The sequence below is a fragment of the Roseomonas sp. CCTCC AB2023176 genome, assembly GCF_042259275.1.
Classification (GTDB): Bacteria; Pseudomonadota; Alphaproteobacteria; order Acetobacterales; family Acetobacteraceae; genus Roseomonas.
The window spans coordinates 4,687,384-4,708,015 of record NZ_CP170086.1; the positions used below are offsets into that span (position 1 = coordinate 4,687,384).

A 20,632-nucleotide genomic window follows, 5' to 3' on the forward strand; every position below is an offset into this window, starting at 1 on the left:
TTGGCGCGGTGGGATCGGAGCGGCGAAGCGAGACGAACCTGGCGCGGCAGGCTGCGACTAAGTTGGCACGGCGGGCTGCGACTAAGTTGGCACGGCGGGCCGCGAGGCCGGGGCCTCCCCGTTGGGGAAGCGGGCGCGGCGGGGTAAGGCGGGGGCGAGTTCGAGGAGCCCCCATGCCGGATACGGATGTCGCGATCATCGGGGCCGGGCGGACCGGGCGGCAGGTTGCGGCGCTCGCGGCCGCGCTGGGGCTGAAGGTCGTGCTGTTCGAGCGGGAGGGGCGGATCGCCCTGCCCCGGGTGGCGAGCCAGGCGCTGCTGGATGCGTCGCGGCGCGCGGGGCCGCCGGGGTGGGACGAGGTTCGGGCGGCGGTGCGCGCGGCGCTGGCCGATGCGGCGCCGGAGGTCTCGGCCGCGCGGTTCGAGGGCATGGGGGTGGAGGTCGTCCAGGCGCCGGCGCGCTTCTCCGGGCCGGATTCGGTGGCGGCCGGCGGGCGGGAATGGCGGTTCCGGCGTTGCCTGATCGATGCAGGCGCCGCGCCGGTGGTGCCGGACCTGCCGGGGCTGGACGCCGTGCCGTGGCTGACGCCGGCCGCCTTCGTGGAGGTGGGAGGACTGCCGGGGCATCTGGTCGTGCTGGGCGGCGAAGGGGCCGGGCTGGAACTGGCGCAGGCGGTCGTCAGGCTCGGCGGGCGCGCGACGGTCGTGGCGCCGTTTCGGATCGCCTTCCCGGAGGACGCGGACCTGGCCGACGGGCTGGAGCGGGTGCTGCGGCGCGAGGGGGTCGATGTGCTGGCGAGCCGCGCGGTGAGCGGCGTCGTGGGCCGCGAGGGCCAGATCGTCGTGACGCTGGTGGACGGCACGGAAATCGAGGGCACGCACCTGCTGCTGGCGCTGGGCGAGGCGCCGCGGGTCGGGGGCTGGACCTGACGGCGGCGGGGGTCGCCGGCGGGCCGGCGGGGGTGACGGTGAACGCCTCGCTCCGCAGCACGACGAACCGGCGGGTCTGGGCGGCGGGGCGGGTGGTGGATCCCTGGCCGAGCGTCGGCCCGGTGGGGTCCGGGGAGGCGCATGTCGGCGTCGTCGCGCGCAACATGCTGTTCCGGCTGCCGGCGACCCTGCCGGATGCGCCGGGGGCGCGGCTGATCCGCACGGATCCCGCGCTGGCGCAGCTCGGGCATACCGCCTTCAGCGCCGAGGAGGCCGGGCAGGAGGTGCGGACCCTGCGTTGGCCGCTGGCGCATACCGAGCGGGCCGCCGCGGCTCGGCGCGAGGACGGGCTGGTGAAGCTGGTCGCCGACGCGAAGGGACGGCTGCTGGGGGCGGGGGTACTCGGGCCGGCGGCGGAGGAGATCGCGGCGGTGCTGTCGCTGGCCGTGTCGCGGCGGCTGCCGCTCTCGGCGCTGGCGGGGCTGGACCTGCCGGGGCCGGCCTTTGCGGAGGCGGTCCGGCAGGCCGCGGCGTCCTTCTACGGGCCGAAGATCACGGGGGACGGGGCTCGCCGGCTCGTGAAGATGGCGAAATGGCTTCCGTGACGCTTTGTGCGATGCAACATGCCGCCTCACCCGATGCGAGGGGACGGGCGTGAGAGGGAATTGCGGTTGATGGAACGGGTTCTGGAAGGGCGGACGGCGCTCGTCACGGGTTCGACGAGCGGGATCGGGCTGGCGATCGCGCTGGCCTACGCGCGGGCCGGGGCGAAGGTGATGCTGAACGGGCTCGGCGCGCCCGACGCCATCGCGGCGGCGCGGCGGGAGGTATCGGAGGCGATGGGGGGCGAGGCGCCGTTCTCGGACGCCGACCTGTCGAAGCCGGAGGCCGTGCGCGGGATGGTCGCGGCGGCGCATGGCGCGATGGGGTCGCTCGACATCCTGGTGAACAATGCGGGCATCCAGTTCACCGCACCGGTCGAATCCTTCCCGGACGACAAGTGGGACGCGATCCTCGCGATCAACCTGTCCGCCTGCTTCCATGCGACGAAGGCGGCGCTGCCGGGGATGCGGGAGCGGGGCTGGGGGCGGGTCATCAACATCGCGTCCGCGCACGGGCTCGTCGCGTCGGAACACAAGGTGGCCTACGTCACGGCGAAGCACGGCGTCGTCGGAATGACGAAGGTCGTGGCGCTGGAGGTCGCGCGGACGCCGATCACCTGCAACGCGATCTGCCCGGGCTTCGTCCGCACGCCGCTCGCGGAGGCGCAGATCGGGCCGCTCGCGAAGGAGCATGGCGTGAGCGAGGAGGTCGCGCTGACGGATTACCTCCTGGAGAAGCAGCCGTCGAAGCGCTGGGTCGAGGTCGAGGAGGTCGCGGGGATGGCGCTCTACCTCGCCGGGCCGAATTCGGGCGCGGTGAACGGTACGGCGCTCTCCATCGACGGGGGCTGGGTCGCAGCGTGAGCGGGGCGGACGGCACGGGGATCACGCCGGAGACGCCGCGGCGGCGGATTTCGGACGGGGCGGGGGCGATCCCCCTGCCCTATTCGACGGACGGCTTCGGGCGCCGTGCGGCCGACGGCGTCGGCAATCCGGAGGAGCGGGCCGTGGAGGGGATCCGGCCGACGGAGGGCGCGCCGGCCACGCCTGCCCTCACGACCGGCAAGGGGCCGCGCCCGATCAACGTCGCGCTCCAGGGCGGCGGCACGCATGGCGCCTTCACCTGGGGCGTGCTGGACCGGTTGCTGCGCGAGGAGAGCATCGAGATCCACGCGATCTCCGGCACCTCCGCCGGCGCGATCAACGGGGCGATGGTGGTGCAGGGCATCGCGCGCGACGGGCGCGAGGGGGCGTTGAAGGAGCTGGACAAGTTCTGGCGGGCGGTGGCGGCCAAGTTGCAGTTCTCGGCCCTGCGGAACACGCCGTTCGAGCGGCTGATCTTCGGGCCCGACCTGTCGCATTCGCTGGCCTGGCAGGCCTTCGACACCTTCACGCGGGTCCTGTCCCCCTACCAGTTCAACCCCTTCCCGATCGAGGTGAACCCGCTGCGGCGGACCCTAGAGGAGGTGCTGGACGAGACGACGATCTGCGGGTCCGCGCGGGCGCCGCGGCTGTTCGTCTCGGCGACGAATGTGCGGACCGGCAAGCCACGGGTGTTCGCGCGGCACGAGGTGACGTTGGACGCGCTGCTGGCCTCGGCCTGCCTGCCGCAACTGTTCCGGGCGGTGGAGATCAACGGGGAGGCATATTGGGACGGCGGGTATCTCGGGAACCCGGCGCTCTGGCCGCTCTATGACCGTGGCGGGCCACCGGACATCGTGGTGGTGCAGCTGAACCCGATGATCCGGGACGACATTCCGCGCACCGTGTCGGACATCGGCACGCGGATGAACGAGGTGACGTTCAACGCCAGCCTGATGTTCGAGATGCGGGCGATCGAGTTCGTGCAGCGCCTGGTGGACCAGGGCGTGCTGTCGCCGCCACGCTATCAGCGGCTCTTCGTGCACCTGATCGAGGACGAGGACCGGATGCGGCAGTTCGGGATGTCGTCGAAGTACAACGGCGACTGGGACTTCCTCTGCACGCTGCGGGACATCGGGCGGGATGCCGCGGATGCGTGGCTGCGGGACCACCGCGACGATCTGGGGAAGCGGGATTCGATCGACGTGCGGGCGCGGTTCCTCTGAGGGGCGAGCGCGGAGGGGCGAGCGCTACGCGACGACCTTGACGGCGGCCGTCGCCTCGTCGCCGGTGTTCGGGGTTCCCGCGGGCTCGATGAGCAGCAGGTGAACCTCGCCGTGTGCGACGGGGCGATGCTCGACGCCCCGGGGCACGACGTGGAGGTCACCAGGGCCGAGGCGCACCTCGCCGTCGCGGAGCTGGATGGTGAGGTGGCCCTGGAGGACGAGGAAGAAGTCGTCGGTATCGGGGTGCGCGTGCCAGACGAACTCGCCCTCGCCCTTCACGACCATAACGTCGTGGCCGTTGAAGCGCGAGACGATCCGGGGCGACCAGCGCTGCCCGAAGGTGGCGAGCTTCGCCGCGAGGTTCACGGGATCAGGCATCGTCGCAGGTCTCCGCGCAACGCAACCCATCCGGTCTAGCAGCGCGCGGGACGCGACGGCAACGCGGGGACCGCAGGCGACGCGGCTCGCGTCAGGCCCGGTCCGTATCGCGGATCATCGGACCCGGCGAGAGACGCAGCAGCCGCGCGGGGCCATCGCGCCGGAGGGCGACGACGGCGTGCTGGCGGAAGCGGCGGCCGAGGCGGGCGATGACGCGCGGGTCGGCAGCGACGAGGAGCATCGGCTCCTCCCAGTCCGTGCCGGGGCCGCCGAGGGCATCCACCGACCGGAAGCGGCGGGCGGCTTCTACCAGGCGCCGGTGGTGGCGCGCGTTGCGGCCGGGTGCGGTGCGGCGGGAGAAGGGGTTGTGGGCCGAAACGAGGCCGCCCTGCCGGGCGCCGAGCCGGCGAAGCGCGGCATCCGCGGCGGCGCTGCGCCCGCCGATCCGGAGGATACCGTCCCCGACGCGGTAGGTCGTATCGTGGTAGGCGCGCATCAGCGCGTGGGTCAGGCGCGTCATCGTCAGTCCAGCTGCAGGGTCATGGCCTTGAGGTAGGCGCTCTCGGGCAGCATCGGATGCACAGGATGGTCGGGGCCGGCGCCGGTGATGGCGAGGATCCGGCCCTCCCGCCTTGCGCGGGCGATGCCGGAGAGGACGGCCTCGTGGAACTCGCCGGGCGGCACGTGGTGGGAGCAGGATGCGGCGAAGAAGATGCCGCCCGGGTTGACCAGCGCGGCAGCCAGGCGGGCGAGGCGTTGGTAGGCGCGCACGGCTGCCGGCGCGTCCTTGCGGGCCTTGGCGAAGGCGGGCGGGTCCACCACGACGACATCGAAGCGGCGCGCGCGGTCCACAAGGCCGGCGATGGTGTCCATCGCGTCGCCGCGCAGGGTCTCGATCCGGTCGTCCAGGGCGTTGCGGCGGGCAGTGTCCATCGCGGTCGCCAGGGCGTGCTCGGACCGGTCGAGGAGCGTGACGCGGGCGGCGCCGGCGCGCGCGGCCTGCAGGCCGAAGCCGCCGGTGTGGCAGAAGGCGTCGAGGACCGTGGCCCCGCGCGCCCCAGGCGCGACCGCGCCCTTCGAGAGCGAGGCGACGAGGGCGCGGTTGGCGCGCTGGTCGAAGAACCAGCCGGTCTTCTGGCCGCCGATCGGGTCCACGGCGAAGGCGACGCCGCCTTCCTCCACCGTGCCGGTGGCGTCGGTGCCGTGGAGGAGGTCCACGCGTTCCTCCAGGCCTTCCAGAGCGCGCACGCTGCTGTCGTTGCGGGCGACGATGGCGCGGGGGTGAGGAGGTCGCGGAGGGCGGCGAGGAGGTCGGGCGTCGCGGCCTCCATCCCCGCGGTGTTGGCCTGGAGCGCGACCAGGTCGCCGTAGCGGTCGAGGACGAGGCCGGGGAAGCCGTCGGCCTCGGCATGGACGAGGCGGTAGAAGGGGCGATCGAACAGACGGTCGCGCAGGGCAAGCGCGCGTTCCAGCCGGGTGCGCCAGAAGGCGGCGTCCACCGCGACGTCCGGGTCCCGCGACAGCAGGCGGGCGGCGATGAGCGTGCGCGGGTTGAAGTGGAAGGCGCCGAAGCGCGCACCGTCCGCACCTTCCACGCGAACGACGGCACCGGGCGGGAGCGCGCGCGCAGCCCCGTCCATCGCGATCTCGTTCGAGAAGACCCAAGGGTGGCCGGCGCGGAGGCGGGAGTCGCGGCCGGGCAGCAGGCGGAGGACGGGGCGGGAGGACATGCGCGCGGCGTTAACGCGCGCTGGCGCCGCTAGTCCACGTAGTCCGGGTCGGTGACCGCCAATTGGCGCTTGATGCTCTCCAGGTGCAGCCGCGCGCTCTCATCCCCGCCGCCTCGCATCTGGGCGTAGGTCCGGGCGGCGACGTCCGGCGAGACCGCCTTCAGCGGGCGTCCCGTGGCCATGGCGAGGCGCTGCACCTCCGCGGCGCGTTCCAGGTAGTAGAGGTCGTCCCAGGCCGTCGCGATGCTCGGCCCCACGACGATGACGCCGTGGTTCTTCAGGAAGACGATCTCGGCCTCGCCCATCGCAGCGGCGATGCGGTCGCCTTCCGCCTCGTCCAGCGCGAGGCCGTTGTAGTCCTCGTCCACCGCGGTGCGGCCGTAGAACTTCAGCGCGGTCTGGCCGGCCCAGGCGAGCGGCGGGCCGTTGAGCATGGAGAGGGCGGTCGCGTTGGGCATGTGCGTGTGGAAGGCCGCCGCTGCGTGGTGGTGGCGCAGGTGCAGGCGGGCGTGGATGTAGAAGGCGGTGGCCTCCGGCACTCCCTCCCCCGCCAGCACGCGGCCATGGAAGTCGGTGATGAGGAGGCGGGAAGCCGTGATTTCCGCGAAGGACCAGCCATAGGGATTGACCAGCATCAAGTCGGGATGGCCGGGCACGACGGCGGAGAAGTGGTTGCAGATGCCCTCCTGCAGGCCGAGCCGCGCCGCCATGCGGAAGCAGGCCGCGAGGTCCACGCGCGCCGCGCGGATCGCCGGCGTGTCGAGGTCGGCGTTGCGCAGCACGGCGGGTGTGGTGATGTCGTGGGCCTGGGCCATGGGAGTCCTCCGCCGGCGGAGGGTCGCCGTGGCAGCGCGGCGGCGCAAGCCGGGCGGCGGCGCGACCTGGACGGCGGCGCGCTCCGTTCATCACGCAGGCGTGACGGTCGCGGCGCGACGAATGCGACATTCCCACGCCTGCGGGGCGCTGGCAGTCCCGGGGGCGGACCGTTACAGATCAGGGGGCTGCCGCCCGACGTCCCGCGTGGGACCGGGCCTGCCGACAGCAAGGGAACGCGCCGTGCCAAACCGAGCCCATCGTCTCGTCGCCTTCGCCACGGCAGGGGCGCTCCTCGCGGGATGCGCGGGCGTGAACGATCGGATCGGGGCGGATGACGGGGATGCGTGCCGGCAATACCTTGTCCAGCTCGACAGCACCGGGAACTACTTCGCCGGCGACATCCTGCGCGGGGCAGCGGTCGGCGCGGTCACCGGCGGCGTCGTCGGCGGGCTGGCGTCGGGCAACTGGCGGGGGCGCTGATCGGGGCGGGCGTGGGCGCAGCGGTCGGGGCCGCAGGCGGCTACCTCGCCGCGCTGCAGCAGCAGGGCCGGGACCAGGCGGCAATCAACGCGCAGCTCGCGGGCGACCTGGGCCGCGAGAACGAGGGGCTGGACCGCACGCAGATCGCGTTCAACCAGCTGATGGATTGCCGCTTCCAGCAGGCCGAGGCGATCCGCCGCGAGTTCCGCGACAACAAGATGCCGCAGGACGTGGCGCAGGCGCGCATGGCCGCGCTGCGGGCGCGGACGCAGCAGGACATCCAGATCGCCCAGACCATCACCCAGCGCGTCGGCACCCGGGCCGCGGAGTTCGACACGGCGGTGGACGCGGTCTCGCCGGGCGCGGTGGCCGCGGCGAAGGCGCGGCGGGTCGGGCGGCCCGTGACGGCGCGGGCGCCGGCCCCGGTCGTGGTGCGGCTGCGGCCCGATGCCAGCGCGCCGCGCGTGGCGGAGGTGAAGGCCCGCGACACCGTGACGCTGCGCCCGTCCTCGACGCCGGGCTTCGCGGCGGTGGAATCGGGCGGGCAGACGATCGGCTATGCCGAGACGCGGGCCTTCGGGGCGGCGGCGCGGGGCGTGGCCTCTCCGGCGCCGGGGCCGGTGGCGTCCGGCGGGTCGGACGTGCGTTCGCTCGCGGCGAGCAACATCGCGCGGCGCGAGTCCTTCCAGGAGAGCGTGGCGACGGCGTCGGCGGCGACCTCGGGCGGCGGCTTCGAGCTGGCCGGCTGACCGGGCGCCGCGGCGCGACGGTCCGGTCCGCGGGTCGTCGTGGCGCGGGGGCTGGTCGGGTCGCCACCAGGTGGCCAAGGGTTCCCGGGGCGGGGCCGCGGTCCGGTGGGCGGCCGCCCTGCGGCGAGTGCCGGCATCGTCGGTGAGCCGGCGGCCGCGGCGCTCCGCCGCGGCGAGAGGGTGAGGGTGATGCTGCGTTCCGCTTCGGCGATCCGGATTTGGGCGGCCGCCCGGCGGGCGGTGGTCCTGTTCGCCGCCCTGCTCATCCTCGGCGCCCAGGCGCCGGCGGAGCCGCCGCGGGACCCGGTGCTGCGGATCGAAGCGGGGGCCATGTCGCCCCGATCGGGCGCATGGCGGTCGATGCCACCGGGCGGCTGCTGGCCACGGTGTCGGAGGACAAGACGCTGCGGCTCTGGAGCCTGCCGGACGGCTCCCCGCAGGCGGTGCTGCGGCCGCCGATCGGGCCGGGGCAGGAAGGGGAACTCTACGCCGTCGCCCTGGCACCGGACGGGTCGCGGGTCTTCGCGGCGGGGGCGACGGGGCGGTCCTGGGACGGCGCCTATTCCGTGATGGTGTTCGATGTGGAGGGCGGGCGCGTGCTCGGCCGCTTCACCGGGCTGCCGGCGCCGGTGCTGCACATGGCCGTCTCGCCCGACGGGTCTCGGCTGGCTGCCGGAATGGCGGGGCGCGGGATCCGGGTCTGGGACACGCGGAACGGGCGAGCGCTCTACGCCGACGCGGAATATGGCGGCGCGGCACGGTTCCTGTCGTTCTCGTCCGACAACCGGCTGGCGGTTTCGGGGTCGGACGGGCGGGTGCGGCTCTATGACGCAAACGGGCGGAAGGTCGCGGACCGGGCGCCGCTGGCGAACGGGCGGCCCTACGGGTTGGCCTTCTCGCCCGACGGAACGGTGCTCGCGGTGGGGCAGGAGGCGCAACTGCGGGTGGACCTGCTCTCCGCCTCGGACCTGCGGACGGTGTTCACGCCGGATGCGGGCGGGCTGAGGGGAGAGGGGCTGCCGGCGGTGGCCTGGGCGTCCGACGGGGCGGGCGGGGTGCAGCTGCACGCGGCGGGCTATGCGCGGGGGAGAGCGGCGCCTTCGTCATCCGGCGCTGGGCGGATTTCGGGCTCGGGCCGGCGACGGACCTGGCAGCGGCGCGGGATGCGATCAGCCAGTTGGTGCCGCTTCCCTCGGGCGGGCTCGTCTATGCGGCCTTCGACCCGGGCTGGGGGCGCGTGGCGCCCGACGGGACGCTGCTGCGGACGCCGCGGCCGGCCACGGCGGATTTCCGGAACACGGGCAGCGTCCTGTCCGTCTCGGCCGACGGGCTGCGGCTGCGCTTCCAGATGACGGCGGGCGAGCCGCCACTGGCGTTCGACGTGGCGCAGGGGCGGCTCGATCCGGCGACCGGGTCCGAGGCGGTGGTGCCGGCCCGGACGACGAGCCCGCGGATCGCGGTGGTCGACTGGCGGAACCTGTCCCGCCCCCGGATGGGGCAGGCGGCGCTTCGGCTGGACCAGGGGGAGATCTCCCGCTCGCTCGCGATCCTGCCGAAGGAGGACGGGTTCGTCCTCGGCACGGCGACGCATCTGCGGCTGTTCGATGCGGGCGGGCGGCTGCTGGACCGGGTGGGGCTGCCGGGCGAGGCCTGGGGCGTCGCAGTCGCGGCGAACAACACCGTCGTCGCGGCGCTCGGCGACGGGACGATCCGGTGGTTCGCCGTCACGCCGGATCAGCGGCTGGAGGAGCGGGCGGCGCTCTTCGTCCACGCGGACGGGCGGCGCTGGGTGATCTGGACGCCGGAGGGGCTGTTCGACCACGGGGTGAATGGCGGGCAGGAACTGGTCGGCGTGCACCTGAACAACGGGCGGGCGCAGGCGGCGGAATGGGCGACTTTCCAGCAGGCCTATCGCGCGCTCTACGCGCCGGCGGAGCTGCGTGCGGCGATGGCGGGCGATCCGACGGCGGCGCGGGCCCGGATCGCGGAACTCGGCGACGTGCGGGCGCGGATCGCGCAACTGCCGGTGCTGAAGGCGGGCAGTGCCTGCGCGGTGCTGGCGGACGGATCCTGCCCGCCGGTGACGCTGACGGGGAACGTCGTGACGGTGCCGCCCGACTCCGTCGCGCTGCGGCTGAGCCTGCGGGCCGAGGACCGGGGCCTGGGCTTCGGGCCGCTCGACATCCTCGTGAACCAGCGGATCGCGCTGAGGGGGGAGCCCGGGAAGGGCACGGTGGACGTTCCGCTCGACCCCGGGGTGAATTCCCTCTCCTCGAGGCTCTACGCGGAGGACCGAAGCCTCTTCGCGGAGGGGCCGGCCTTCGCGGTCCGGCGGGAGGGCGAGCGTGCCCCGCCGACCGAGGCGGGGCGGCTGATCGTGCTGGCGATCGGGGTGGACCGCTACGCCAACCCCGACCTGAACCTGGGCTTCGCGGTGGCCGACGCGCGGGGCGTCGCGGAGGCGCTGCGGACGCGCGCGACCGGGCTGTTCCGCGAGGTCGAGGCGATCACGCTGACGAACGGGGATGCGACCCGGGCCGGCATCCTGCGCGCCCTGAACGAGGTCGCGGCGCGGGCACGGCCGGAGGACACCTTCGTGCTCTACGTCGCGGGGCACGGCATCCGGACGGAGCGCGACCGGCGCTTCCTGTTCCTTCCGGCGGACACGAACGACGTGTCCACGATGACGGCCATCCGGGCCAACGCGATCGAGGACGAGGTGCTGGTGGCGGCGCTGGCGCGCATCCGGGCGCGGGACGGTTTCCTGTTCCTCGACACCTGTCACGCGGGGCAGCTGACCGTCGATTCGCTGGCGGCGCTGGGGAACGAGACGGGGCGGTTCCTGCTGGCGGCCTCGACGTCGGTGCAGGAGGCGCTGGACTCCTATGACGCGCGGAACGGCGTCTTCGCCTTCGCGGTGCTGGAAGCCCTGTCGGGCCGCGCGGCGGTGGACGGGGACGGCCGGATCTCTGCGCTGGCGGTCGGCGAATATGTCAGCCGGCGCGTGCCGCAGCTGGCGGCGGAGAAGCGGCACAGCCAGAACGCGGTGTTCCGGACGGCAGGGCGGGACCTGCGAGGGTTCCCCCTCGCGGCCGTGCGGCGGTAGCGGGCCGCCGCGAGCGCGGGACCCCTGTCCCGCGCCTGGCCGCCGATCAGGGCGGGACGAGGGTGTCGGCGCTGACGGCGCGGCCGAACAGCCAGCCCTGCATGACGGTGCAGCCCTCGGCCAGCAGGGCTTCCACCTGCGCCTCGGTCTCGACGCCCTCGGCCAGGAGCGGGATCTCCATGCCGCGGGCGAGTGCGGAGACGGCGCGGAGGATCGCCTTCTCCCGCGCGCCGCCGGGCAGGCCGGCGACAATGGAACGGTCCAGCTTCACCTGGTCCACCGGCAGGCGAAGCAGGTGGGCCAGCGCCGAGAGGCCGCCGCCGAAATCGTCGAGGGAGAGGCGCACCCCCTCCCCGATCAGGTCGTGCAGGACGGGGGCGATGGCGTCGAGGTCGCGGGCCGCCACGTCCTCCGGGATCTCGACCTCGAGTTCCTCCGGCGAAACGTTATGGCGCGACAGGGAGGCCATGACGGCATCGGGGAAGGACGGGTCGCGGAGCGTGGCCGGGGAGATGTTGACGCCGACGACGGCGGGAGAGCCGGGGCGGCGGGCCCATTCGCGCTTCTGCCGCAGGGCGTTGTCGAGGACCCAGGCGTCGATCTGCGGCATGAGGCCGGCGTCGACGGCCTCGGGCAGGAACTCGGCGGGGGAGACGGCGACGCCGCCGGGGCCGCCGGGCCAGCGGAGCAGAGCCTCGGCGCCGCGCAGCGCGCGGGTGCGCGCGTCCACCTGGGGCTGCCAGACCAGCTGGAAGGCGCCGCGGTTCACGGCTTCGACGAGCTGGCCGCGCAAGGCCAGGCGACGGGCCACGCGCTCGCCGAGCGCGGGGGTGTAGGAGACGATCGCGCCGCCGTCGCGCTTGGCCTGAGCCAGGGCGAGGGCCGCGGCGCGGTGCAGCTCCTCCGGATCCCGGGCGTCCACCGGGGCCTGGGCGTGGCCGATGCTCGCGAGGATGGGGGTGGGGCCGGCGCCGAGGTCGAAGGGCGTGGCGAGGGCGCGCTTCATCCGGCCCGCGACGGCGCCGGCCGAGTGCACCGTGCGGGCGCCCGGGGCGATCACGCCGAACTCGTCGCCGCCGACGCGGAAGACCTCGTCGCCCGGTCGGGTCTGGGCGCGGAGCCGCTGCGCCGCTTCCCGCAGCAGTGCGTCGCCGGCGGTATGGCCGAGGCGGTCGTTCACCGCGCGGATTCCCGCCATGTCGAGGAGGAGGAGCGATCCGCCCTCGGTCGAGGTGGCAAGGTTCTCCAGCGCCTGCTGGAAGCGGATGCGGTTCGGCAGGCCGGTCAGCGGGTCGTGGTAGGCGTAGTGGGCGGCCTGGGCCTGGGCTGTCTTCAGCCCGGAGATGTCGAGGAGGGTCAGCACCGCCTCCCGCCCGCCCGATTCGCCGGGCAGCCAGGGGGAGGAGATGAGGAGGATCCGGCGCTCGCCGCCCGTCCCGCCGTTCAGCGGGATGGCAGCCTCGACCTCCCGCCCGGGCGGGAGGCCGAAGGGGCCGCCCTCCTCCGCGGCGCCGAGCTGGTAGAGGCCGGAGCCGAGCAGGCTCGGCGGGACGGCGCCGCCGAAGAGGGCGGCGAGCCGGGCATTGCCGGAGATCGTGCGCCCCCCGGAGTCGAGGTGCCAGATACCGGCCGGGACGTTGTCCACGATGGCGCGGGCGCGCAGGTCGCGGATGCGGGCCTCCGTCATGTCGAGGGCGAAGCGCACCGTCTCCCCACGCGAAAGACGACGCTGCGATACCCGTAGCACGCGACCTTCCGGAGTCGCCACGTCGAAGTCGTGCTCCGGCACGTCGTGCGGCGCCTCGAGGACGGGATGGTCGCCGGCGAGGTCGGCAAAGGCGGGATTGCTGTCGCGCAGCGTGCCGTCCGGGGCCGTGGCGGCGTAGGCGAGGGGGCTTGTGTCCACCGCCTCCCGCAGGAGGTCGGCACGGTCGAGGGCGGCCTGGCCGCGGCGGAGGATGAGGAGCAGGGCCAGGCCGCCGACGAGCACGGCCGCCACCACGGCGGGGAGCGCCAGGGAGGGCGGCAGCAGCAGGATGGCCGCGACGCAGCCGAGAAGGAGCGACAGCAGCACCGCCACGCCCCCGCGCAGGGCGAGGCGCAGGGACGGGCTCGGCGGCGGTGCACCGGAAGGTGGCACGTGTGGTAACGTCTCCCTGGGGATCGGGGCCGCCCTGGTCCGATCGAAGCGTGTTTCTACCGTATCGCATCTGATACGTCATTTGAGCGTCGTCTCATTATTAATACATTTTTCATCCTTGTCTAGCTGTCCTCGCAGCGAGCGGCCGCTGGCGCCGAGGGTTGTCCGGGCCGGGAGGCCCCTCTATAGCGGCGCGCGCCCGGACCCCCTCCCCTCCCCTTGCCGGCGGAGACGCCCTTGGCCACGACCGAACCCGACGCCCAACCCGGCGTGCCCGCGCGCACGCCTGCGCTAATCGCGCAGGAGGAAATCCTCGCGCGCCCCGTGACGCAGGCGCGGCGGATGGCCGACGCGATCCGGGCGCTGGCGATCGACGGGGTGGAGTCGGCGAAATCGGGGCATCCGGGCATGCCGATGGGCATGGCCGATGCGGCGACGGTGCTTTTCACGCGATTCCTGAAATACGACGCGGCGGATCCACGCTGGGCGGATCGCGACCGGTTCGTGCTCTCGGCGGGGCACGGGTCGATGCTGCTGTATTCCTGGCTGCACCTGACGGGGCATGCGGGGATGGGCGTGGAGGAGCTGCGGCGCTTCCGGCAGCTGCATTCGCCGGCCGCGGGGCATCCGGAGTTCGGGGAGCACCCGGCGATCGAGACGACGACGGGGCCGCTGGGCCAGGGAATCGCGACGGCGGTCGGGATGGCGCTGGCGGAGCGGCACCTGGCCGCGCGGTTCGGAAAGTCGCTCGTGGATCACCGGACCTGGGTGATCTGCTCCGATGGCGACCTTCAGGAGGGGCTTTCCCATGAGGCCGCGGCGCTGGCGGGGCACCTGCGGCTGAACAAGCTGACGGTGCTGTGGGACGACAACCACATCTCCATCGACGGGGACACGTCGCTGTCGGTGTCGGAGGACACGCTGGGGCGGTTCCGGGCCTATGGCTGGTCGGTGCGCCGGGTGGACGGGCATGACCATGAGGCCGTCGATTCGGCGCTGACGGCGGCGACCAAATCGCGGCGGCCGACGATCATCGCGTGCCGGACGATCATCGGCTTCGCGGCGCCGAAGAAGGCGGGGACGGCGGGCAGCCACGGTGCGCCGCTGGGGCCGGAGGAAGCGGCGGCGGCCAAGGCGGCGCTGGGCTGGACGGGCGCGCCCTTCGAGGTTGCGGACGAGCTGCGCGAGGCCTGGGAGGCGGCAGGGCGCCGCGGCGGCGGGACGCGGCGGTCCTGGCTGAAGCGGCTGGCGAAGCACCCGCAGCGCGCGGAGTTCGAGCGCGCCATGGCGAACCGCCTGCCGGAGGGCTGGGACACGGCGCTGCACGAGTGGAAGGCCAAGGCGGCCGCGGAGGCGCCCAAGCTCGCGACCCGCGTCGCCTCGCAGAAGGCGCTGGAGGCGCTGGTGCCCGCGGTGGCGGACATGGTCGGGGGGTCTGCGGACCTGACGGGCTCCAACAACACCAACGTGAAGGGCGTGCCGGCCATGGGGCCGGACAATTTCGGTGGCCGCTTCGTGCACTGGGGCATCCGGGAGCACGGGATGGCCGCGGCGATGAACGGGATGGCGCTGCACGGGGGGATCATCCCCTATTCCGGCACCTTCCTCGTTTTCTCCGACTACATGCGGCCGTCCGTCCGGCTCGCGGCCCTGATGCGACAGCGGGTGATCCACGTGCTGACGCATGACTCGATCGGGCTGGGCGAGGACGGGCCGACGCACCAGCCCGTCGAGCACCTCGCCGCGCTGCGGGCGATCCCCAACCTCTACGTGTTCCGTCCCTGCGACGTGGTGGAGACGGCGGAAGCCTGGGAACTGGCGGTGCGTCGTGCGGACGGGCCTTCGGTGCTGGCGCTGTCGCGGCAGGCACTGCCGGCGCTGCGGACCTCGGCCGTCGAGAATTGCACGGCACGCGGGGGCTACGTGATGGCCGAGGCCTCGGGCGAGCGTCGCGCGACGCTGATCGCCACGGGGTCCGAGGTGTCCATCGCCATGACGGCGCGGGAGATGCTGGAGGCGGACGGAATCCCGGTCGCCGTGGTGTCCATGCCCTGCTGGAAGCTGTTCGAGGAGCAGGATCCAGGCACGCAGGAACGGGTGCTGGGCGCCGCGCTGCGGGTCGGGATCGAGGCGGCTCTCCCGTTCGGGTGGGACCGCTGGCTGGGGCCTGACGGAGTCTTCATCGGGATGCGGGGCTTCGGTGCTTCCGCCCCGGCCGAGGACCTGTACAGGCATTTCGGGATTACGGCGGAGGCGGTCGCCGCCGCGGTCCGGCGGCGGATCAACTAGGCCCCGTGTTCCGGACGCTCGCCCTGTTCTTCGTCGTCCTGGCCGTGCCGGGCGTGGCCCGGGCTCAGGCCGGGATCGATGCGCAGCAGGTGATCCGTGCGGAGCGCGCCGCGAACGAGGCCTGCCGCGGCGGGCGGGGCGACGCGAACGAGACCTGGCAGGCCTGCGGACGGCGCGATGCGCTGGGCGAGGTTCTCGGTGAACTCGGCTGGTGCTACGGCCGGGCCGGAGAGGCCGGCCACCAGCAGCAATGGCACCGCTGTGACGCATCGTCGCGCCGGCAGCGTCTTCCGCGCTAGACGTCGACAACGCTTCAGAACGAGGGACAGAGAACGATGCCCGTCAAGGTCGCGATCAACGGCTTCGGCCGGATCGGCCGCTTGGTCCTGCGTGCCGCCATCGAGAGCGGGCGCGACGACGTGGAGTTCACCCACATCAACGACCTTGGCTCGGTCGAGGCGAACGCGCACCTGTTCCGCTACGACTCCGTCCACGGCCGCTTCCCCGGCGAGGTCGAGGTCCAGGGCGACAGCATGGTCATCCGCGCTCACGGCCGGCAATACGCGCCGATCAAGGTGACCGCGGAGCGCGACCCGACGAAGCTGCCCTGGCAGGGGGTGGACGTCGCGGCGGAGTGCACGGGCATCTTCACCAGTTCCGACAAGGCGGCGCTGCTGCTGCAGGCCGGGGCGCGGAAGGTGCTGGTCTCGGCGCCCGTGACCTGGGCGGAGGCGCATGCGGACGCGTCCGCGCAGGCGACGATCGTCTACGGCGTGAATCACAAGATCCTTCAGGCCTCGCACCAGATCGTCTCCAACGCGTCCTGCACGACGAACTGCCTGGCGCCGGTGGCCAAGGTGCTGCACGACAAGTTCGGGATCCTGCGCGGCTACATGGTGACGATCCACGCCTACACAGGCGACCAGAACACGGTCGACACGCTGCACAAGGACCTGCACCGGGCGCGTGCGGCCGCGGTCTCGGCCATCCCGACCTCGACGGGGGCGGCGAAGGCGGTGGGGCTGGTCCTGCCGGAGCTGAAGGGCAAGCTGGACGGCACGGCCATCCGCATCCCCACGCCGAACGTCTCGCTCGTCTCGCTCGACTTCGTGCCCGCGAAGACGGAAGGGCTGACGAAGGACGCGATCAACGCGGTGATGAAGGAGGCCGCGGAGGGCGAGCTGAAGGGGATCCTCGGCTACAACACGGCGCCGCTGGTCTCCATCGACTTCAACCATGACCCGCATTCCTCCACGTTCGATGCGACGCAGACGCAGGTGGTGGATGGCGGCCTGGTCCGCGTCATGGCCTGGTACGACAACGAGTGGGGCTTCTCGAACCGGATGAGCGACACGGCCGCCTATCTCGGGAAGCTCTGATCAAATGGCTTCGTTCCGCACGCTGGATGGGGTGGACGTCGCGGGGAAGCGCGTCCTGCTCCGCGCCGACCTGAACGTCCCGGTGCGGGACGGCGCGGTGTCAGATCGCACGCGGCTGGAGCGGCTGACGCCGACCATCCGCGAGCTGACGGAGAAGGGGGCGCGCGTCGTCGTGCTGTCCCACTTCGACCGGCCCAAGGGGAAGCGGGTGCCGGAGATGTCGCTGCGCCCGATCGCGGAAGCGCTCGGCACGGTGCTGAACCGGGCCGTCGGCTTCGCGGATGACTGCGTGGGGGCGGAGGCCGAGGCGGCCGTCGCGCGCCTGGCGGATGGCGACGTGCTGGTGCTGGAGAACACGCGCTACCACGCCGGCGAGGAGAAGAACGACCCGGACCTGGCGGCGGCGATGGCGCGGCTCGGCGACATCTTCGTCAACGACGCCTTTTCCGCGGCGCACCGGGCACATGCTTCCACCGAGGGGCTGGCGCGGCTCCTGCCGGCCTATGCAGGGCGGCTGATGCAGGCGGAGCTGGAGGCGCTGGACGCGGCGCTCGGCAACCCGTCGCGGCCCGTGGTCGCGATCGTGGGCGGGGCCAAGGTGTCCACGAAGCTCGATCTGCTCGGGAACCTCTCGAAGAGGGTGGACGTGCTGGTCATCGGCGGGGCCATGGCCAACACGTTCCTCGCGGCCCAGGGGCACGATGTCGGGAAGTCGCTGCAGGAAGCGGAGATGCACGACACGGCGCGGCAGATCCTGGCCGAGGCGAAGACCGGCAACTGCGAGATCCTGCTGCCGGTGGACCTGATCGTCGCGGCGGAGTTCAAGGCGAACCCGGCGACGCGGACGGTGGCCGTGGACTCCGTCCCCGGTGACATGATGGCGCTGGACGTCGGGCCGGAGACGGTGGACGCGATCGAGGCGCGACTGCGGAAGGCCTCGACCCTCGTCTGGAACGGACCGCTCGGCGCCTTCGAGACGCCGCCCTTCGATGCCTCGACCGTCGCGGTGGCGCAGTCCGTCGCGGGGCTGACGCAGTCGGCGGGGCTGAAGTCCATCGGTGGCGGCGGCGACACCGTCGCGGCGCTGAAGCACGCCGGGGTGGCGGAGCGGATGACCTACGTGTCCACCGCCGGCGGGGCCTTCCTCGAATGGCTTGAGGGCAAGGAGCTGCCGGGGGTGAGGGTGCTCCAGGCCGGCTGACGCTGCGGCCGCTTGGCCGCTGCGGTCTCATGGTTGTCCCGTAAGGATCGGCTGCGCTGAGGCGCCCCCCGTCGCCTCAGCCGGCGGGGGATGCCGGAATGATGGCGCGACGCGTAGCGACGTTCCTTGCAGCGGGCGTGATGGCGACGCTCGTGTCCTCCGCCCGGGCGGAAGGCGTCATCATCTTCTGCCCGGCGGCGTTGGTCTCGGTCATCGAGGCGGTCGCGCCGAGCCTGGCGCGGACGTTGGGCACGGCGCCTGACATGGCGCTCGATGGCTCCAATCGCCTGAGCGACCGCATCCTGGCGGCGGCTGCCTTGGGCGTCGCCATCCTCACCCCGGCCCTGATCCGGACCCTCACGGCGAACGGGCAGATCGAAGCCGGATCCTCCGTCACCGTCGCGTGCCGGATTCGGCGTGAGCGTGCGCAGGGGCGCGCCGAAGCAGGGATATTCGACCACCGCCAGCCTCCGGGATGCTCTGCGGGCGGCGCCCCCGATCGCCGCGTCCACGACGGGCCAGAGCAGCGAGGCCTTCCCGGCGGTCATGGACCGGCTCGGCATCGCGGAGCAGGTGCGGCCGCACCTCCGCCCCGTCTCCTCGGGGCCGACGGCGGGGTTCATCGTGGGCGGTGGAGCCGAGCTCGCGGTGCAATTGATCGCCGTCCGCGGCGCCGAACTGGCCGAGCCGTTTCCGCCGGAGTTGCAGAGGTACGTCGTCCCGGAGGGAGGCTTGGCCGCGCGGGCGGCGAAAGCGGCCGGCGTCCGTACCGCGCCCGCGTACCTCGGCTCGGCGGAGGCAGGGGCGACCATGCGGGAGAAAGGCCCGGAGCCCGGATGAGCGTCGCTTGCGGCGGTCCGTTCCGGCGGTGCAGGCTGGGGCGATCGTTCCGGAGGCTCGCATGATCCCCCTGCCCGTCGCGGCGATGCTCACTCTTCTGCTGCCATCCGTCGTTCTGGCACAGGCGCCTGCACCGGCCCCGGCGCCGCCGGCCGGTCCGACCATCCAGACCCAGCCGCCCGCTCAGCCCCAGCAATCCGTCCCGCTGCCGATGCGCCGCGGCTGCGAGCGGACGCCGCCCTCGCCGACGTCGTGAGGCGTTGGCCCCGGCGCGCGCCGGGCTGAATGGCCGGGATCGAGTGTTCGCCGCCGGGCTGGGCACCTGGGGCGACGGGACCGAATGATGGGCGGGCCAGCGCGGGCTTCCGTACCCTATCCCCGGGTCCACCTGGTTTGGCATCGGGCGCCCCGCCGCGCGCTCGCGCAGCTTCAGCAGTCGGCGAGGCTGACGAGCATCGGCGGTCGCGGCGATACGGTCGCGGCGCTGCAGCATGCGGGGAGCGCCCGCTCCGGGGTCGGGCACCGGCCCGCGCGTCGGTCAGCCCCGCGTGTTCAGGGCGACCACGGCGGCCCTGAGCGCGTCCATCGCCCCGTTCTTCCAGTCGTCGAGCGCCTTGCGGCACGCCGTGGTGAAGTCCGCGTTCTCGGCCGCGGTGAATCCCTGCGCCGACTTCGGAGAACCGTTCAGGAAGTAGGCGGCGTTGTTCATCTGATTGCCCTGGCTGACCTCGATGCTCATGTGCGTGCCGGTCATGCCGACACCCTTCGGGAAGACGCCGTCGAAGATGGCCGCAAGGTTGTCCACGTGGTCCGGCATGGATTGCCCCCCGGACGGAACGGAGAGGTGGAAGTTGTGCGGCCTGCCCTTGACGTTCCGTGGCGGGACGTTGAGCTGCCAGCGGTTGTTGCCCCAAGCGAAATTCATCGCCCTCATCAGGTTGGACACGGTCGGCTTGATGTGCAGCGTCGTGGTGTAGATCGGTCCGGCGGTCCCGACCCCGTCCACGTAGCGGTAGTCAACGGTGTGGCATCCGATCGGCGGCTTCGACTGACCGGTGAGCGACTTCGTTCCGACACGGAACACCACGCGTCCGACCGTGACGAAGGGCGGCGGGAGGATGAGTTCCTCGAGCGTCATTCCGTGAATCTGCTCCCTCAGCGACACCACCCTGGGCGCCACCGGTGGTGGGACCGGGACATGCTTCAGGGCCTGTCGGGCCGCGTCGAGGATCGCGTCGGCGGGATTGGGCAGCCAGATCCTGAGGGGGGTCGGGGGAGGCGCCGTAAGGTTCGCCCGGGCGAAGCTGAGGACCGCGGGCGACAGCAGGAAGGGCGGCAGGTTCGGGCCGAGCGGTCCCGGCTTGACCGGCGGTGGGGCAGGTGCACGCGGAATCGGCGAGGGTGGGACGAGGTTCCGCCGCGCGCCGTCGAGCACCGCCGGCGTGATCGGGACTTGGTTCGGCGGAGGCGGCGCTCCCACCGGCATCAGGGGCGGCGCCGGCGCGTCGGGGATCGTTGGCTGCTGCGCACCGCCCCACCAGTCCGCAGCGGCGCCAAGGATCGCGCCGGTGAACGCCCCGCCGACGGCGCCCAGGGGGCCGGCGCCCCCGTACCCGGCGGCAGCGCCGGCCGCCATTCCTCCGATGACGGTCCTCGTGACTGACACGGTGATCCCCTTCCGCTCCTCCACCTCCGGCCGGACGCGGCGCCTCGCGGACGCGGCCCTCGGAACGGGTGGTGATCCGCCTGGCATGGGGCCCTTCGGATCCTCGCCGTATCCTGGCCCGTCCCTCCTACCGGCGCCAGGAGCAGTTGCGCCGTGCCGGCCGCGGGGCTCGGCGGCGTTGCCTCGACCCGTACCGTTCGCGCAGAGACGGGATGGCGAGCGCCGGGACGATCGCCGCTG

The 20,632-nt window shown here is 73.2% G+C and carries 20 protein-coding genes and 2 pseudogenes; 14 read left to right on the plus strand and 8 right to left on the minus strand.

Features of this window, described 5'->3' with window-relative positions; all coding sequences use genetic code 11:
- The first annotated feature begins 173 nt into the window (after nucleotides 1-173).
- The 4 genes from ACE7GA_RS23520 to ACE7GA_RS23535 all read left to right on the plus strand — a co-directional run bounded on the left by ACE7GA_RS23520 (nucleotide 174) and on the right by ACE7GA_RS23535 (nucleotide 3,618).
- Complete coding sequence (locus ACE7GA_RS23520) at nucleotides 174-929, plus strand: FAD-dependent oxidoreductase (protein ID WP_376092369.1); 756 nt, start codon at nucleotides 174-176, stop codon at nucleotides 927-929.
- 38 nt (nucleotides 930-967) lie between these two features.
- A complete protein-coding gene (locus ACE7GA_RS23525; protein ID WP_376092372.1) occupies nucleotides 968-1,534 on the plus strand; it encodes a hypothetical protein in 567 nt (188 codons plus the stop codon).
- A 69-nt stretch (nucleotides 1,535-1,603) separates the two neighbouring features.
- Nucleotides 1,604-2,395 carry a 3-hydroxybutyrate dehydrogenase gene (locus tag ACE7GA_RS23530; RefSeq protein WP_376092375.1) on the plus strand — a complete coding sequence of 264 codons (792 nt, stop codon included), beginning with the start codon at nucleotides 1,604-1,606 and terminating at the stop codon, nucleotides 2,393-2,395.
- Nucleotides 2,392-3,618 (plus strand): patatin-like phospholipase family protein, encoded by a 1,227-nt coding sequence (locus tag ACE7GA_RS23535; RefSeq protein WP_376092378.1) that lies wholly within the window; start codon nucleotides 2,392-2,394, stop codon nucleotides 3,616-3,618. Before ACE7GA_RS23530 ends, ACE7GA_RS23535 begins: the two co-directional genes overlap by 4 nt.
- 24 nt (nucleotides 3,619-3,642) lie before the next feature.
- Here the strand turns inward: ACE7GA_RS23535 and ACE7GA_RS23540 are convergent, their stop codons facing one another.
- From ACE7GA_RS23540 to ACE7GA_RS23560, 5 genes and pseudogenes are all read right to left on the minus strand, one after another.
- Nucleotides 3,643-3,996, minus strand: a complete 354-nt coding sequence (locus ACE7GA_RS23540) for a cupin domain-containing protein (RefSeq protein WP_376092381.1) — start codon at nucleotides 3,994-3,996, stop codon at nucleotides 3,643-3,645.
- 91 nt (nucleotides 3,997-4,087) lie between these two features.
- On the minus strand, nucleotides 4,088-4,516 hold the full coding sequence (locus tag ACE7GA_RS23545) for a DUF3293 domain-containing protein (protein WP_376092384.1): 429 nt from the start codon (nucleotides 4,514-4,516) through the stop codon (nucleotides 4,088-4,090).
- A 2-nt stretch (nucleotides 4,517-4,518) separates the two neighbouring features.
- Nucleotides 4,519-5,244, minus strand: a complete 726-nt coding sequence (locus ACE7GA_RS23550; protein WP_376092387.1) for a class I SAM-dependent rRNA methyltransferase — start codon at nucleotides 5,242-5,244, stop codon at nucleotides 4,519-4,521.
- Between the two features lie 326 nt (nucleotides 5,245-5,570).
- Nucleotides 5,571-5,726, minus strand: a pseudogene (locus ACE7GA_RS23555) (RlmI/RlmK family 23S rRNA methyltransferase); the annotation flags it as partial.
- 29 nt (nucleotides 5,727-5,755) lie between these two features.
- Nucleotides 5,756-6,541: an aldolase gene (locus ACE7GA_RS23560; RefSeq protein WP_376092390.1), complete on the minus strand. Its 786-nt coding sequence runs from the start codon at nucleotides 6,539-6,541 to the stop codon at nucleotides 5,756-5,758.
- A gap of 241 nt (nucleotides 6,542-6,782) precedes the next feature.
- On the opposite strand from ACE7GA_RS23560, the gene ACE7GA_RS23565 reads away from it, so the two are divergent.
- The 4 genes and pseudogenes from ACE7GA_RS23565 to ACE7GA_RS23580 all read left to right on the plus strand — a co-directional run bounded on the left by ACE7GA_RS23565 (nucleotide 6,783) and on the right by ACE7GA_RS23580 (nucleotide 10,877).
- Entirely contained in the window at nucleotides 6,783-7,022 is a 240-nt protein-coding gene (locus tag ACE7GA_RS23565; RefSeq protein ID WP_376092393.1) for a hypothetical protein, read from the plus strand.
- 11 nt (nucleotides 7,023-7,033) lie between these two features.
- The gene (locus ACE7GA_RS23570; protein WP_376092396.1) at nucleotides 7,034-7,771 is read left to right on the plus strand and encodes a hypothetical protein; all 738 of its coding nucleotides are present in this window, start codon (nucleotides 7,034-7,036) and stop codon (nucleotides 7,769-7,771) included.
- Nucleotides 7,772-7,989: 218 nt separating this feature from the next.
- Nucleotides 7,990-8,589: pseudogene (locus tag ACE7GA_RS23575) on the plus strand (WD40 repeat domain-containing protein); the annotation flags it as partial.
- A gap of 362 nt (nucleotides 8,590-8,951) precedes the next feature.
- Nucleotides 8,952-10,877 carry a caspase family protein gene (locus tag ACE7GA_RS23580; RefSeq protein WP_376092399.1) on the plus strand — a complete coding sequence of 642 codons (1,926 nt, stop codon included), beginning with the start codon at nucleotides 8,952-8,954 and terminating at the stop codon, nucleotides 10,875-10,877.
- 46 nt (nucleotides 10,878-10,923) lie between these two features.
- Here ACE7GA_RS23580 and ACE7GA_RS23585 read toward each other — a convergent pair whose 3' ends face one another.
- Nucleotides 10,924-13,017 carry a putative bifunctional diguanylate cyclase/phosphodiesterase gene (locus tag ACE7GA_RS23585; RefSeq protein WP_376092402.1) on the minus strand — a complete coding sequence of 698 codons (2,094 nt, stop codon included), beginning with the start codon at nucleotides 13,015-13,017 and terminating at the stop codon, nucleotides 10,924-10,926.
- Nucleotides 13,018-13,254: 237 nt separating this feature from the next.
- Here ACE7GA_RS23585 and tkt point away from each other — a divergent pair, with 237 nt between their 5' ends.
- From tkt to ACE7GA_RS23605, 4 genes are read left to right on the plus strand one after another with little or no spacing between them, the layout of a single operon-like run.
- Complete coding sequence (gene tkt, locus ACE7GA_RS23590) at nucleotides 13,255-15,306, plus strand: transketolase (protein WP_376092405.1); 2,052 nt, start codon at nucleotides 13,255-13,257, stop codon at nucleotides 15,304-15,306.
- A gap of 5 nt (nucleotides 15,307-15,311) precedes the next feature.
- Nucleotides 15,312-15,605 (plus strand): hypothetical protein, encoded by a 294-nt coding sequence (locus ACE7GA_RS23595; protein ID WP_376092408.1) that lies wholly within the window; start codon nucleotides 15,312-15,314, stop codon nucleotides 15,603-15,605.
- A gap of 36 nt (nucleotides 15,606-15,641) precedes the next feature.
- Nucleotides 15,642-16,685 (plus strand): type I glyceraldehyde-3-phosphate dehydrogenase, encoded by a 1,044-nt coding sequence (gene gap, locus ACE7GA_RS23600; RefSeq protein WP_376092411.1) that lies wholly within the window; start codon nucleotides 15,642-15,644, stop codon nucleotides 16,683-16,685.
- Between the two features lie 4 nt (nucleotides 16,686-16,689).
- Complete coding sequence (locus tag ACE7GA_RS23605) at nucleotides 16,690-17,886, plus strand: phosphoglycerate kinase (protein WP_376092414.1); 1,197 nt, start codon at nucleotides 16,690-16,692, stop codon at nucleotides 17,884-17,886.
- Nucleotides 17,887-17,962: 76 nt separating this feature from the next.
- On the opposite strand, the gene ACE7GA_RS23610 is transcribed toward ACE7GA_RS23605, so the two are convergent.
- Nucleotides 17,963-18,139, minus strand: a complete 177-nt coding sequence (locus ACE7GA_RS23610) for a hypothetical protein (protein WP_376092417.1) — start codon at nucleotides 18,137-18,139, stop codon at nucleotides 17,963-17,965.
- Between the two features lie 164 nt (nucleotides 18,140-18,303).
- On the opposite strand from ACE7GA_RS23610, the gene ACE7GA_RS23615 reads away from it, so the two are divergent.
- Complete coding sequence (locus ACE7GA_RS23615; RefSeq protein ID WP_376092420.1) at nucleotides 18,304-18,726, plus strand: hypothetical protein; 423 nt, start codon at nucleotides 18,304-18,306, stop codon at nucleotides 18,724-18,726.
- Nucleotides 18,727-18,787: 61 nt separating this feature from the next.
- Entirely contained in the window at nucleotides 18,788-18,982 is a 195-nt protein-coding gene (locus ACE7GA_RS23620) for a hypothetical protein (protein WP_376092423.1), read from the plus strand.
- A gap of 282 nt (nucleotides 18,983-19,264) precedes the next feature.
- Here the strand turns inward: ACE7GA_RS23620 and ACE7GA_RS23625 are convergent, their stop codons facing one another.
- Complete coding sequence (locus ACE7GA_RS23625; protein WP_376092426.1) at nucleotides 19,265-20,392, minus strand: hypothetical protein; 1,128 nt, start codon at nucleotides 20,390-20,392, stop codon at nucleotides 19,265-19,267.
- Nucleotides 20,393-20,632: the final 240 nt, after the last annotated feature.